This window comes from Aeromonas sp. R2-2 (assembly GCF_040908355.1).
Classification (GTDB): Bacteria; Pseudomonadota; Gammaproteobacteria; order Enterobacterales; family Aeromonadaceae; genus Aeromonas; species Aeromonas veronii.
Map to the genome: position 1 here is coordinate 1 of NZ_JBFODQ010000067.1, position 13,459 is coordinate 13,459.

Genomic DNA, 13,459 nt, shown 5'->3' on the forward strand with positions numbered 1-13,459 from the left:
GTGACGGCGATGACGCTGACAGGCAGTGTCACCACCGATGAATCGACCCAGCTGGGTGTCACCGTGACCAGCGTTGCGTCGATCTTCAGTGGTGGCGTGGGCAGTGCAGGCGTGGACGGTGGCACGACCGATGTGTCGCTGCGTATTGATGTGGCGGCCAGCGGGCTGGTGACCACGGTGGGCAACAAGGCCATCACCCTGGTGGCGGACGGTGCTGACAGCGACATCGTGTACGGCAAGTTTGACAGCGATGGCGACAATGTTCTGGACAGCAACGCATTCAAGCTGGAGATAGGGGAAGACGGCACACTGAGCGTGACCCAGTTTGTAGCCATCAAACATCCGGATAGCCCGACCAACTATGACGAGCCGGTAGACCTGGCAGGCAAGCTGTCGGCGGTGGTGACCACCACCGATGGGGATGGTGATGTGGCGAGCAAGAGCGTGAGCATCGGTGCTGGCGTCCAGTTCGAGGACGACGGTCCGAGTGCTGTGGCTGATACCATTACCAGTGGCACTAATGGCACTGTCAACCTGGTGTTGGTTCTCGATAGCTCAGGCAGTATTGGTGATACCAATATGCAGGTTATAAAGGATGCTGTAACGAATCTGATGAACAGCTATGGCAACTCGTTGGTCAAGGTGATGCTGGTTGATTTTGCTGGCTCTGCCACCGTCAAGAGTGTCGGTAGTCAGGTATGGCTGACTAAGGACCAGGCGACTGGTCAGCTGACAACTATCTCTTCCGGTGGTTCGACAGACTACGATGATGCCTTGCAAGCGGTACAGGACAACTATGGAACACCGCCTTCGGCTGATAATACCTTTGTATTTTTCATCTCGGATGGTGTGCCCAGTTCGACCGATGACGCTATTAACACCGCAGAGCGTAATGAGTGGACGAATTTCCTGACGCAAAAAGGTATTGATGGTGCGTATGCCGTGGGAATTGGCTCAACCAGCGTGCTTGATGCCGACTTGCAAAGTGTCGCTTGGTCACCTAGTGGTGCTCACAACAGCAATGTGGTGGTGATCAATACTGCTGGTCAGTTATCGGGAACTCTGACCAACCTGACGCAGGTAATCGATGGTAATGTCACAACCAATGACAGTGCCGGTGCTGATGGTTTTGCTACGCCCAAGCTGGTTTCTGTGGAGTACAACGGAACAACCTACACCTTCAATAACAGCAATACCTCTTTCTCTATCGCATTGGGTACCAATAAGGGCAACCTCTACATTGAAAATGATGGTGATTACCGATTCACACCACCATCAGGAGGAGCTGAGGGGGCTCCAGTCGAGGTCACTTACAAGATCAAGGATGGCGACGGCGATACCAGTAGTGCCAAGTTGACCATTATCAATCCGGTACTGGTGGTTGGTGGCAATGCCAATGACACAGGTTCCGGGGCAAGCACGGCCATTGACGATCACGTTCGTCCCAACCCTCTTCTTGCTCCGGATGTTGATGGGGCAATAGTGGGTGGAATTGGGGCAGATGTATTGATCGGTGATGTTGGCGGAGTGACTTCGGGTAGTTACAACCTGACATTCATGATCGATATGTCGGGAAGTATTAGCGGCACTGAATTCCAGCTCATGAAAGATGCCATCAATAACTTGCTGGCCAAGTTCAGTGGCATATCACAGTTGCAAGTCGAGATTGGTACGTTTGCAGATAATAGCAACGTTGTGGGTACCTATTCCTCGGTTACCGCTGCTCAGCAGGCTGTCAGTAATCTAACTCGCTCAGGGGGGGGGACCAACTATCAGGCTGCGTTGACAACTCTTAATACCATGATGACCGGGGATCCTGTCGCGGATCATAAGTATGTCTACTTCCTCACGGACGGGGAGCCAACTGTTGGAAGCTGGACCAATTCAACCCAGATTGCTAACGGTATGGCAGCCCTGAATGCGTTGACGGCTCCTGGGGTGGTGATTAATGCGGTCGGGATTGGGGTGCCATCCGGTGCATCATTTGGTAATAACCTCAATGCGATTGACAACACGCCAGATAACTACCTCGCCGTAGACAGCTTTGATGATCTGTCCAGTGGCTTGGGTTCGCTCTTTACCGCTGTTAGTGTCGGCTCTGACCTGTTGCAGGGCGGTGCAGGCAACGACGTGATTTTTGGTGACAGCATTCATGCGGACAATGTGGATGGTGGCTGGTTCGAGTTTGTGGCAGACAATCCGGGCAAGAGTGGTGGGCAACTGCTCAACGAACTTTACAGCCGGCATGCAGTGTATGGTAAGGAGGGGGCTGTCGGTGGCGATGATACCCTTGAAGGTGGCGACGGTAATGATGTGCTTTATGGCCAAAAAGGGAATGACATCCTGATTGGCGGTGACGGTATTGACATTCTGATTGGTGGGACCGGGTCTGACACCCTCACTGGGGGGGCTGGCAAGGACACCTTCAAGTGGGGCGCTGGAGATGTTGGTGGTACCGATGTGATCAAGGACTTCACTACCGGTACCGGTGGGGATGTACTGGATATAAGCGAACTGCTTACTGGTGAACATGCCAATAAGAACTCGCTGGATGCCTATCTCAATTTCAGTAGCTCTGGGCCTGGTACCAACAAATCTACATTGACGATTGATTTGGATGGTTCGAGTGGAGGAACTAGCCACGTCATAAAATTTGACAATATTGACCTGACAACCTTGGGTAACAGTGACTTGCAGATTATTCAGAAGTTGCTGGATGACGGTAACTTGAAGGTTGATCCGTAACCTTGTCTTGGGGCCGGGCTTGCCTGGCCCCTGTTTTTTCCCCAAGGGGATGGATAAGATAGCGGCAGTAGAGGAGAGGGGTAATCATGCAGTCATTCAACTGGGTCGACATTGATGGCATCCGTTATAGCTGGGATGGGCAGGGGAACATTACCTGCGCAGGCCAGTTTGGCTATCAGGCCTCGATCGCGGGGGATCGGCTGGATGGGATGGAGATTGAGAATGAGGCCGGTGATGTAGCGGGCTCGCTCTATGTTGATTTCGCTACGGCCTCTATCACTTATGTGCCGGTCATGGATACCGAGTCTGCCCATAACATGATTCTGGTTGGCCATCATCAGGGGCAGCAGGAGTATCCGCTGGCCAGTTTTCACTCTCCGTTGTTGCAAGATTTGCTAGGACCATCTGATACCATCCCTTGGTCTGCGATGGAGGAGGATAGTGGTGGCACCAATATCGGACAGGCGGTGCAAGGACACGTTCTGTCGTGGGACTCGTTCCATTTCGATGATGAGGTGTTGGTCTGTGGCGCGGCTCCTGCGCTGGATATGGCAAACCAGAGCCAGGATCCCGGCAGCATGGTCACCATTAGTCTCGATCTGACCAATCAGATACTGGATCAGCTCCCCCCCTTGCATGATATATGAATCCCGTAACTGCACGGGCATAATGACCTCAATCTTTCCGATTGAGGTTTTTTTCTATGTGGCGTCCCCTTCTTACTCTTTCCGCTCTGGTTGTCAGTGCTCCGCTGCTGGCGATTGAAGTGCCGCAAGCGCCCCATCTGGTGGTGAGTGGTTATGCCGAGCAGAAGACCGAACCCGATATGCTCACCCTCAATGTGGCGGTGAGTGCACTGGATAAGCAGGGCCTCAAGGCCAAGCAGCAGGTCGATACCAAGGTCGCAGCCTTTTTCAGCCAACTGGAAGGGCTGGGAATAAAGCGCAGCGATGTTGAGGCTGGCAACCTGATGGTCTCGCCGGAATATCAGTATGGCGAAAACAAGAAGCCGGTATTGTTGGGGTATCGTGCTCAGCGACAATTGGCGGTGAAGCTCTATCAGCTCGACAAGTTGAGCCCCCTGATGGATACCGCACTTAAAGCCGGGCTGGAGTCGGTATCCCAGATTGAATACGGGTTGAAATCGCCGCAGGTCATCAAGGAGCAGGCCCGTCTGAATGCCGTTGAGGATGCCAAAATCAAGGCTGAATCTCTGGCCAAGGCGTTCGGGATGAAGCTTGGCAAGGTCTACAGTGTGGAGTACCGCAATGCTTCGCCCATTACCGCCTACAGCCGCAACCTGAAAGTGGTGCAGGCCATGGCGATGGCTGCTCCTGCGGCGGATATGGCGGACAACAGCTATCAACAACAGCAGATCACGGTAAGTGATAATATCGAGGCTGTTTTCTTGCTGGAGTGATGCCCGTCGTTTAAGTCCAGTCATGAACAACCCCGCCATTTGCTGCGGGGTTTTTATTGCGCATCGATGCAGATATAAAAAAGCCGACGCTCGTGTTTACTTAATCGAGCGTCGGCTTTTTGTTGCGCTGGGTTTATCAGGCGGTCACAGCATCAGCCTGGGTCGCTTCAGGAGCTGGGTTGCGGATGAGGTAATCAAACGCACCCAGTGCGGCGGTGGCGCCAGCACCCATGGAGATGATGATCTGCTTGAACGGTACCGTGGTGGCATCCCCTGCAGCGTAGACGCCGGGCAGGGAGGTCGCCCCTTTGGTATCGATCTCGATCTCGCCAAAGCGGGTCAGGGCTATCTCGCTCCCTTTGAGGAACTCGGTGTTCGGTACCAGGCCGATCTGGACGAAGATACCCGCCACCGCCAGGTGTTTGATCTCACCTGTGGTGCGATCTTCGTAGTCCATACCGACCACCTTGCTGCCATCACCTATCACTTCGGTGGTGCGAGCGCTCATGATGATGTCGATATTGCCCATGGAGCGAGCCTTCTTCTGCAGTACTTCATCGGCACGCAGGGTGTCGGCGAACTCCACCACAGTCACATGCTCGACGATGCCAGCCAAGTCGATCGCTGCCTCGATGCCGGAGTTACCGCCTCCGATCACAGCTACTCGCTTGCCCTTGAAGAAGGGGCCATCGCAGTGCGGGCAGTAGGCCACGCCCTTGGTACGGTACTCAAGCTCGCCCGGGACGTTCAGGTCACGCCAGCGCGCACCGGTAGCCAGGATCACGGCACGGCTCTTCAAGGTGGCGCCAGAGGCGAGATCCACGTTCACATATCCATCTTTGCTGATGGCGGCGGCGCGCTGCTCGGTGATCACTTCAACGCCGTACTCTTTGACGTGCTGCTCCAGGCTGGCGGCCAGCTTGGGGCCTTCGGTGTAGGGCACGGAGATAAAGTTCTCGATGCCGACGGTGTCCATCACCTGACCACCGAAACGTTCGGCAACGATGGCAGTGCGAATGCCTTTACGAGCGGCATAGATGGCCGCTGCGGCGCCAGCCGGGCCACCGCCTACCACTAGCACATCGTAGGGATCTTTCTCATTCAGCTCGGCAGCTTTGCGCTCTGCGGCGCCGGTGTCGAGTTTGGCGACGATCTCTTCGAGTGAAATACGGCCCTTGCTGAACGGTTGACCGTTCAGGTAAACATTCGGTACCGCCATGATTTGACGCTCGGCGACCTCTTCCTGGAACAGGGCGCCGTCGATCATGGTGTGGGTGATGCCGGGGTTCAGGGTCGCCATCAGGTTGAGGGCCTGCACCACATCCGGGCAGTTGTGGCAGGAGAGGGAGATATAGGTCTCGAAGTGGAACTCACCCTTGAGATTGCGGATCTGCTCCTGCACGGCCGCATCGGCCTTGGAAGGGTGGCCGCCGCTTTGCAGCAGGGCGAGTACCAGAGAAGTAAATTCATGACCCATGGGGATGCCGGCAAAGTGAACGCGCGGAGCTTGGCCCTGCGGCGCGACACTCATGGAAGGCTTGCGAACGGCAGTGCCAGAGGTCTGGGTGATCTTGGGGGACATCTCGGCGATCTCGCTGGCCAGTGCCAGCAGCTCTGCAGATTTGTCGCTGTCGTTGCCGGACACGCTGATCTCGATGGGATTGACGATGTACTGCAGATAGGTGTTCAGCTGTTGTTTGAGGTTGGTATCCAACATGGTCGAATTCCTTCTTGTAATGGCGAGTTGGCATTAAATGTGAGTCGGTCTGCTTTCAGGCCTATTTGGCAATGCCGGAAAGCAGACCGGCCCTTATGCGGGCCGGTCTTGGAAGCGGGAGGCTTAGATCTTGCCTACCAGGTCCAGGGACGGGGCCAGAGTGGCTTCGCCTTCTTTCCATTTAGCCGGGCACACTTCACCCGGGTGGGAGGCAACGTACTGGGCTGCTTTGACTTTGCGCAGCAGTTCCAGTGCGTCACGGCCGATGCCGCCAGCGTTGATCTCGACGATCTGGATGATGCCCTGCGGGTCAATTACGAAGGTACCGCGGTCAGCCAGACCAGCTTCTTCGATCATCACGCCGAAGTTGCGGGTGATGGTACCAGTCGGGTCACCAATCATCGGGTACTGGATCTTCTGAATGGTGTCAGAGGTGTCGTGCCATGCTTTGTGAGTGAAGTGGGTGTCGGTAGAGACAGAGTAGATCTCGACGCCCAGTTTCTGGAATTCAGCGTAGTTGTCAGCCAGGTCGCCCAGCTCGGTCGGGCAAACGAAGGTGAAGTCAGCCGGGTAGAAGAAGACCACGGACCACTTGCCTTTCAGGTCAGCGTCAGACACCTGAACGAATTTGCCATTGTGGTAGGCGGTAGCATTGAACGGCTTGATTTCAGTGTTGATGTAGGTAGACATGTAATTGCTCCTTGGTGATGTACATATGCCGGTCTGGTGTTGAAGAGTCTTGCCAGACGAGGCGCTTAACTTTCGATGGATTCATCATAGGGGCTTCCGCTAATCGATAAAAGCCGCAATTTTGAATCGCTTAAATCTACTTATTAGATAGCTCACTATGGCTGTACCTAACATGAATATCTCTGGCCTACTGAGATAACTCCTTGTCGTGGTTCAATATCTGTGCGCTACATCGCCTTTTCAAGGCATAAGAAGGGGTGTGCAGATCCACGATGACGCGATGAGATAAACGGTGGTGCAAACGGGTGGCGCAGGAGGTTGAGGCCGCTGCTCGCAGCGATGGGGGATGTGCTGGCAAGGGGAGGCCGAAAGGCGCAGATAAAAAAAATCCCGGCGCTATCGCAACGACAGGGCCGGGTCATCAAACAAGGAATGGCTATATAAACAAATGCTTTACAGCAAAGACTAACTACGGGGTGTGCAAACTTGCAGACATATGAGAGGAAGATAATGGGTGCACAATCCCTCGTCTCCCCCTCGGCAACTATTGCATGAGAGGGATGATAGTGTGACGCAGATCACAAGGCAAGTATTTGGTGTAATTTTTCAATCAAAATGAAAGTGTTTCATCATTTCAGCTTATTTAGACGACTGAAAACGCTTTTATTGTAATTTAATTACAGGCTGATCTATCAAAAGTCGGTAGGTGGTTCCTGCTCTTCCATCAATTCCAGCAGGTTGATGGCCACGGCAATAAAGTCCGACTCGGTGACAATGCCGATCAGCTTGCGTCCTTTGAGTACCGGCAGGCAGCCATATTTGTGGCGCTGCAGGTAAAGTGCTGCCTCCTTGATGCCGGCGTGAGGATCTACGCTCGCCACTTGCCGTGTCATGATCTCGTCGAGTTGCACGCTGTCGGTAAATTCTGCTTCCCGCTCCGGGCTGATGAGCAGCAGCTTGGATTCCCGGGTGGCCAGGATATCGGTGAGGGTTACCAACCCCAGCAGGTGATGCTGCTCGTCGACGATGGGAATGTGGCGGATCCGCTCCTGCTGCATCAGGTCCATCGCCTGTTTGACACTGTTTGACGGACCCAGAGTGAAGGGATGTTCGGTCATGATTTCGGATAGGGTCATCATGGTGGGCCTCCTTGTGTATCTGCTTTCACCCTAGCCCAGCGCCCATTGGCAAAACATGATCAGGGTCAATACAGAACATTAAAGAATCATTAACCGGAGGTGTGTCTCAATATTGCTCGCTACCCCTTGTCTCTCTTGGGTTTTTGGTCTTTTGGGTTGCCTTGGAAGATGGGGATAACTAGACTAGCCGCCGATTCCCCCCGAGGTGAAAGATGCAAGTATCCGATTTTCATTTTGATCTGCCAGATGAGCTGATTGCCCGCTATCCGATGGCAGAGCGTACCGCCAGCCGCCTGTTGCAGCTCGATGGTCAGACTGGCGCCCTGCGCCACGGTCAATTTGTGGATGTGCTGGATCAGCTCAATCCGGGTGACCTGCTGGTATTCAATAACACCCGTGTCATTCCGGCGCGCATGTTTGGCCAGAAGGTCAGCGGCGGCAAGCTGGAGGTATTGGTCGAGCGCATTCTGGACGAGCACAGCGTGCTGGCCCATGTCCGTGCATCCAAGGCGCCCAAGCCCGGCACCCGGATGATCATGGATGGTGGTGTTGAAGCCGAGATGCGCGCCCGCCACGACGCTCTGTTCGAGATCCACTTCCTCGACCCGCGTCCGGTGCTGGAGATTTTGGAGGCCATCGGCCACATGCCGCTGCCCCCCTATATCGACCGTCCCGACGAGGATGCCGACAAGGAGCGCTACCAGACCGTTTACAATCAAAAGCCGGGCGCCGTCGCGGCGCCGACCGCCGGTCTGCACTTTGATGAGCCGCTGCTTGAGAAAATTCGGGCCAAAGGGGTTGAAACGGCCTTTGTCACCCTGCATGTAGGGGCGGGGACCTTCCAGCCGGTGCGGGTAGAGAAGATTGAAGATCACCACATGCACTCCGAGTATGCGGAAGTGCCGCAAGAGGTGGTAGATGCCATCGCGGCCACCCGTGCCCGTGGTGGTCGGGTGATCGCGGTGGGGACCACGTCGGTGCGTTCGCTGGAGAGCGCTGCCAAGGTCACCCTGGCACAGGGCAAACCGCTGGCGCCCTTCTTTAGTGACACCGATATCTTCATCTTCCCTGGCTACCAGTTCCAGATTGTCGATGCCATGGTCACCAACTTCCATCTGCCGGAGTCGACCCTGATCATGCTGGTCAGCGCCTTCGCCGGTTATGACAACGTGATGGCGGCCTATCAGGCAGCTGTGGCCGGTCAGTACCGTTTCTTCAGCTACGGGGACGCCATGTTCGTCACCCGTCGCCAGGTTGAAGCATAAGCTTCAGCTTATTTACCGGGCCGTGAGCGGCCCTCCTATTGTCAGACTGTTTATCTGACGCAGCCGAGGTAGCAATGAAATTTGAACTGAAAACCACCGACGGCCGTGCCCGTCGCGGTCAACTGGTCTTCGAACGTGGTGTGGTACAAACGCCGGCCTTTATGCCGGTCGGGACTTACGGCACCGTCAAGGGGATGACCCCGGAAGAAGTGCGTGAAACCGGCGCCCAGATCCTGCTGGGTAACACCTTCCACCTCTGGCTACGTCCGGGTCAGGAAGTGATGCGTGCCCACGGCGATCTGCATGACTTCATGAACTGGCAGGGCCCGATCCTGACCGACTCCGGTGGTTTCCAGGTGTTCAGCCTAGGCCATATTCGCAAGATCACCGAAGCGGGCGTCCACTTCCGTCACCCCATCAATGGCGAGAAGATCTTCCTCGACCCCGAGAAGTCCATGGAGATCCAGTACGATCTGGGCTCCGACATCGTGATGATCTTCGACGAGTGCACTCCGTACCCGGCCACTTATGAAGAAGCGCGCAAGTCCATGGAGATGTCCCTGCGCTGGGGCAAGCGCTCCCGTGAAAAGTTTGATGCGCTGGGTAACAAGAACGCCCTGTTCGGCATCATTCAGGGCTCGGTCTACGAAGATCTGCGGGATGTCTCCCTCAAGGGGCTGCTGGAGATCGGTTTCGACGGTTATGCGGTCGGTGGTCTGGCCGTGGGCGAACCCAAAGAGGACATGCACCGCATCCTCGAGCACGTCTGCCCGAAAATTCCGGCTGACAAGCCGCGCTACCTGATGGGTGTCGGCAAGCCGGAAGACTTGGTGGAAGGGGTGCGCCGTGGTATCGACATGTTCGACTGCGTCATGCCGACCCGCAACGCCCGCAACGGCCACCTGTTCACCACCGATGGCGTGGTGAAGATCCGCAATGCCCAGCACCGCAACGACACCAGCACCCTGGATGCCGAATGCGATTGCTACACCTGCAAGAACTACAGCCGTAGCTACCTGCACCATCTGGACAAGTGCAACGAGATCCTCGGTGCCCGTCTGAATACGATTCATAACCTGCGTTACTACCAGCGTGTGATGCAGGGTTTGCGGGACGCGATCGAGCAGGGTAAATTAGACGACTTTGTAACAGAGTTTTACCGTCGGCAAGGGAAGCCTGTGCCTCCGTTAGCTGAAAATGACGTTAAATAACAACAACATATAATTTTGTTTTTTTTAAATCTACATCAATAAGAGGTTGTTAAATGAGCATTATCTCCAAGGCGTATGCAGAAGGCGCAGCACCGGGTGCACAGGGTGGTGGTATGGAAATGATCATCATGCTGGCCGTATTCGGCCTGATCTTCTACTTCATGATCTATCGTCCCCAGGCCAAACGTGCCAAGGATCACCGCAATCTGATGAGCTCCTTGTCAAAGGGTGATGAAGTGCTCACTTCCGGTGGCCTGGTTGGCAAAATTGCCAAAGTGGCTGCAGACAGCGATTACCTGGTGATCGCCCTGAACGACCAGACTCAAGTCACCATCAAAAAGGACTTCGTCTCTGCCGTTCTGCCCAAGGGTTCTATCCAGTCCCTTTAATCTCCCAAGGAGCACAGCGTGTTGAATCGCTATCCGCTGTGGAAATACCTGATGGTGATCCTGGTGATCGCCATCGGTTTTCTATATGCAGCCCCCAATCTTTACGGCGAAGATCCGGCTTTGCAGGTTTCTGCCAGCCGTGGTGCCGAAGTCAAGCTAGATACTCTTGATCTGGTGAAAGAGACCCTTGAAGCGGCCAAGATCCCGGTCAAACATGCTGCATTCGAGCACGGTTTTATCCTGATCCGTTTCAAGAACACCGAAGACCAGCTGAAGGCGCGCGATATCGTTGCCAACAAGCTGGGCGACAACTTCATTACCGCACTCAACCTGGCACCTTCCACTCCCGCCTGGCTCGAAGCCATCGGTGCGGCGCCTCTGAAGCTGGGTCTTGATCTGCGCGGTGGTGTGCACTTCCTGATGGAAGTGGACATGGCCGAAGCACTGACCAAGCAGCAAGAGCAGATGGTGCAGGATTTCCGCTCCGAGCTGCGCACCCAGAAGATCCGTTACTCCGGCGTGCGCCGGGTCGGTGATCAGGTGCAGGTGATCTTCCGTGACGAAGCCGATCAGGAACGCGCCGTTTCTCATCTGCGTCGTCAGAACCCTGATTTGACCTTCACTACCGAGCAGAAAGGGGATGAGTTCATCCTGCTGGCTGGTCTGAGCGAAGCCAAGATCAAGGAAGTGAAGAAGTACGCCCTCGAGCAGAACATCACCATCATCCGTAACCGGGTCAACGAACTGGGCGTGGCCGAGCCGCTGGTACAACAGCAAGGCGCCGAGCGCATTGTCGTTGAACTGCCCGGTATTCAGGATACCGCCCGCGCCAAGGAGATCCTGGGTGCAACCGCGACCCTGGAATTCCACATGGTCGATGAGACTGCCGACATCCAGGCTGCGGCCGATGGCCGTGTCCCGCCCAGCTCCAAGGTCTACAACGATCGCAATGGTCGTCCCGTGGTGCTGCAAAAGCGGGTGATCCTGACCGGTGACCACATCGTGGGTGCCCAGTCCGGTTTCGACGAGTACAGCCGTCCCCAGGTCAACATCAAGCTGGATGGCCAGGGTGGCAACAAGATGGCCAACTTTACCAAGGATAACGTCGGTAAAGGGATGGCGACCGTCTTCATCGAGTACAAGCCGGTCGGTCAACCGGGTCCGGATGGCAAGCGCAAGTTCCGCAAGCAGGAGGAGGTGATCAACGTCGCCACCATCCAGTCGCGTCTTGGCAGCCAGTTCCGTATCACAGGTATCGACAACGCCAACGAAGCCCACAACCTGGCGCTGCTGCTGCGTGCCGGTGCCCTGATCGCCCCGATCCAGATCGTGGAAGAGCGCACCATTGGCCCGAGCCTGGGTCAACAGAACATCGACAGCGGTATGGAAGCCATCGGCTGGGCCATGCTGGTGATCGTGCTGTTCATGGGGATCTACTACCGCGCGTTCGGCTGGGTTGCCAACTTGGCGCTCTGTATGAACCTGGTGTTGATTGTCGGCATCATGTCGATGATCCCGGGGGCCACCATGACCCTGCCGGGTATCGCCGGTATCGTCCTGACGCTGGGTATGGCGGTGGATGCCAACGTGCTGATCTACGAGCGTATTCGTGAAGAGATCCGCAACGGTCGTGGTGTTCAGCAAGCCATCCATCTGGGCTTTGATCGGGCATTCTCCACCATCGCCGACTCCAACGTGACCTCGCTGATCACCTGCGTGATCCTGTTCGGTATCGGTACTGGCGCCATCAAGGGCTTTGCCCTGACGCTGGGCATTGGTCTGACCGCCTCCATGTTTACTGCCATCACAGTTTCCCGTGCCATTATCAACCTGGCTTGGGGTGGACGGCGTATCGACAAGCTGCCCATCTGAGGATAGAGAGATGTTTCAGATTCTACATTTTGAAAAACCGATCCCGTTTATGCGCTATGCCAAGCCGGGTGTGGTTTTCTCTTCCGTGCTGATGGTGGTAGCCCTGTTCTTCCTGTTTGATCGGGGGCTGAACTGGGGTCTGGACTTTACCGGTGGTACCACCATCGAGGTGGGGTTCCAGCAGTCGGTGAGCCTGGACAAGATCCACGACGCTCTGGAAGAGCAGAAGATTGAAGGGGCAACCCTGCAACACTTTGGCTCCAGCCGTGACGTGCTGTTCCGCCTGACCCCGAAAGAGGGGGTCAAGGTAGAACAACAGGGTAACGAAGTGCTGGCGGCGGCCAAGCAGCTCGACGAGGGCGCAGTGCTCAAACGCGTCGAGTTCGTCGGCCCTTCCGTGGGTGATGAACTGGCGACAGACGGTGCGCTGGCCATGCTGGCCTCCATCCTCTGTATCCTGGCCTACGTGGCAGTGCGTTTCGAATGGCGTCTGGCGCTGGGGGGGATTCTCTCCCTAGTGCACGACGTGGTGATCACGCTGGGTGTCTTTGCCTACTTCCAGTACGAGTTCGACCTGACCGTACTGGCGGCGCTGATGACCCTGGTGGGTTACTCCCTGAACGATACCATCGTGGTGTTCGACCGCTTGCGGGAGAACTTCCGCAAGGTGCGTAAAGGGGATACCGAATACATTCTGGATCTCTCCATGACCGAGACCCTGAGTCGTACCATCATCACCTCCGGCCTTACCTTTATCGTGGTGCTGGCGCTGCTGCTCAAGGGCGGTGCGCTGATCCACGGTTTTGCCGTGGCCATGGTGATCGGTGTGGCGTTCGGTACCTACTCTTCCATCTATGTGGCGAGTGCGTTTGCCATGTTCCTCGGCGTCAAGCGCGAGCACATGCTGCCAACCCAGGTAGAAAAAGAGGGTGCGGACCAACAGGAAATCCTGCCGTAACAGTGAAGAGCGCCTCATGGCGCTCTTTTCTTATCTCTGCGTGTCGTTTGCTG

General features: G+C 55.6%; 11 protein-coding genes. 8 read left to right on the forward strand and 3 right to left on the reverse strand.

What is annotated here, in order from left to right; all coding sequences use genetic code 11:
* From AB5Z09_RS13575 to AB5Z09_RS13585, 3 genes are all read left to right on the forward strand, one after another.
* Positions 1-2,745, forward strand: a 2,745-nt coding sequence (locus AB5Z09_RS13575; protein ID WP_368195493.1) for a VWA domain-containing protein, incomplete at its 5' end; no start/stop codon positions are given.
* Positions 2,746-2,831: 86 nt separating this feature from the next.
* Positions 2,832-3,392, forward strand: coding sequence for a hypothetical protein (locus AB5Z09_RS13580; RefSeq protein ID WP_005337339.1), 561 nt, complete (start codon positions 2,832-2,834; stop codon positions 3,390-3,392).
* A 56-nt stretch (positions 3,393-3,448) separates the two neighbouring features.
* A complete protein-coding gene (locus AB5Z09_RS13585; protein WP_194496065.1) occupies positions 3,449-4,165 on the forward strand; it encodes an SIMPL domain-containing protein in 717 nt (238 codons plus the stop codon).
* Positions 4,166-4,301: 136 nt separating this feature from the next.
* On the opposite strand, the gene ahpF is transcribed toward AB5Z09_RS13585, so the two are convergent.
* From ahpF to AB5Z09_RS13600, 3 genes are all read right to left on the reverse strand, one after another.
* Positions 4,302-5,882, reverse strand: a complete 1,581-nt coding sequence (ahpF, locus tag AB5Z09_RS13590; protein ID WP_368195494.1) for an alkyl hydroperoxide reductase subunit F — start codon at positions 5,880-5,882, stop codon at positions 4,302-4,304.
* 123 nt (positions 5,883-6,005) lie between these two features.
* Positions 6,006-6,572 carry an alkyl hydroperoxide reductase subunit C gene (gene ahpC / locus AB5Z09_RS13595; protein WP_005337335.1) on the reverse strand — a complete coding sequence of 189 codons (567 nt, stop codon included), beginning with the start codon at positions 6,570-6,572 and terminating at the stop codon, positions 6,006-6,008.
* A gap of 692 nt (positions 6,573-7,264) precedes the next feature.
* A complete protein-coding gene (locus tag AB5Z09_RS13600) occupies positions 7,265-7,711 on the reverse strand; it encodes a CBS domain-containing protein (protein WP_368195495.1) in 447 nt (148 codons plus the stop codon).
* Positions 7,712-7,923: 212 nt separating this feature from the next.
* Here AB5Z09_RS13600 and queA point away from each other — a divergent pair, with 212 nt between their 5' ends.
* The 5 genes from queA to secF all read left to right on the forward strand — a co-directional run bounded on the left by queA (position 7,924) and on the right by secF (position 13,406).
* A complete protein-coding gene (queA, locus tag AB5Z09_RS13605; RefSeq protein ID WP_368195496.1) occupies positions 7,924-8,976 on the forward strand; it encodes a tRNA preQ1(34) S-adenosylmethionine ribosyltransferase-isomerase QueA in 1,053 nt (350 codons plus the stop codon).
* 74 nt (positions 8,977-9,050) lie between these two features.
* Complete coding sequence (gene tgt / locus AB5Z09_RS13610; protein ID WP_069555774.1) at positions 9,051-10,187, forward strand: tRNA guanosine(34) transglycosylase Tgt; 1,137 nt, start codon at positions 9,051-9,053, stop codon at positions 10,185-10,187.
* Positions 10,188-10,240: 53 nt separating this feature from the next.
* Entirely contained in the window at positions 10,241-10,576 is a 336-nt protein-coding gene (yajC, locus tag AB5Z09_RS13615) for a preprotein translocase subunit YajC (RefSeq protein WP_005337327.1), read from the forward strand.
* Positions 10,577-10,594: 18 nt separating this feature from the next.
* Positions 10,595-12,448: a protein translocase subunit SecD gene (gene secD / locus AB5Z09_RS13620; RefSeq protein ID WP_005337324.1), complete on the forward strand. Its 1,854-nt coding sequence runs from the start codon at positions 10,595-10,597 to the stop codon at positions 12,446-12,448.
* A gap of 10 nt (positions 12,449-12,458) precedes the next feature.
* Positions 12,459-13,406: a protein translocase subunit SecF gene (secF, locus tag AB5Z09_RS13625; RefSeq protein WP_005337322.1), complete on the forward strand. Its 948-nt coding sequence runs from the start codon at positions 12,459-12,461 to the stop codon at positions 13,404-13,406.
* Positions 13,407-13,459 lie beyond the last annotated feature (53 nt).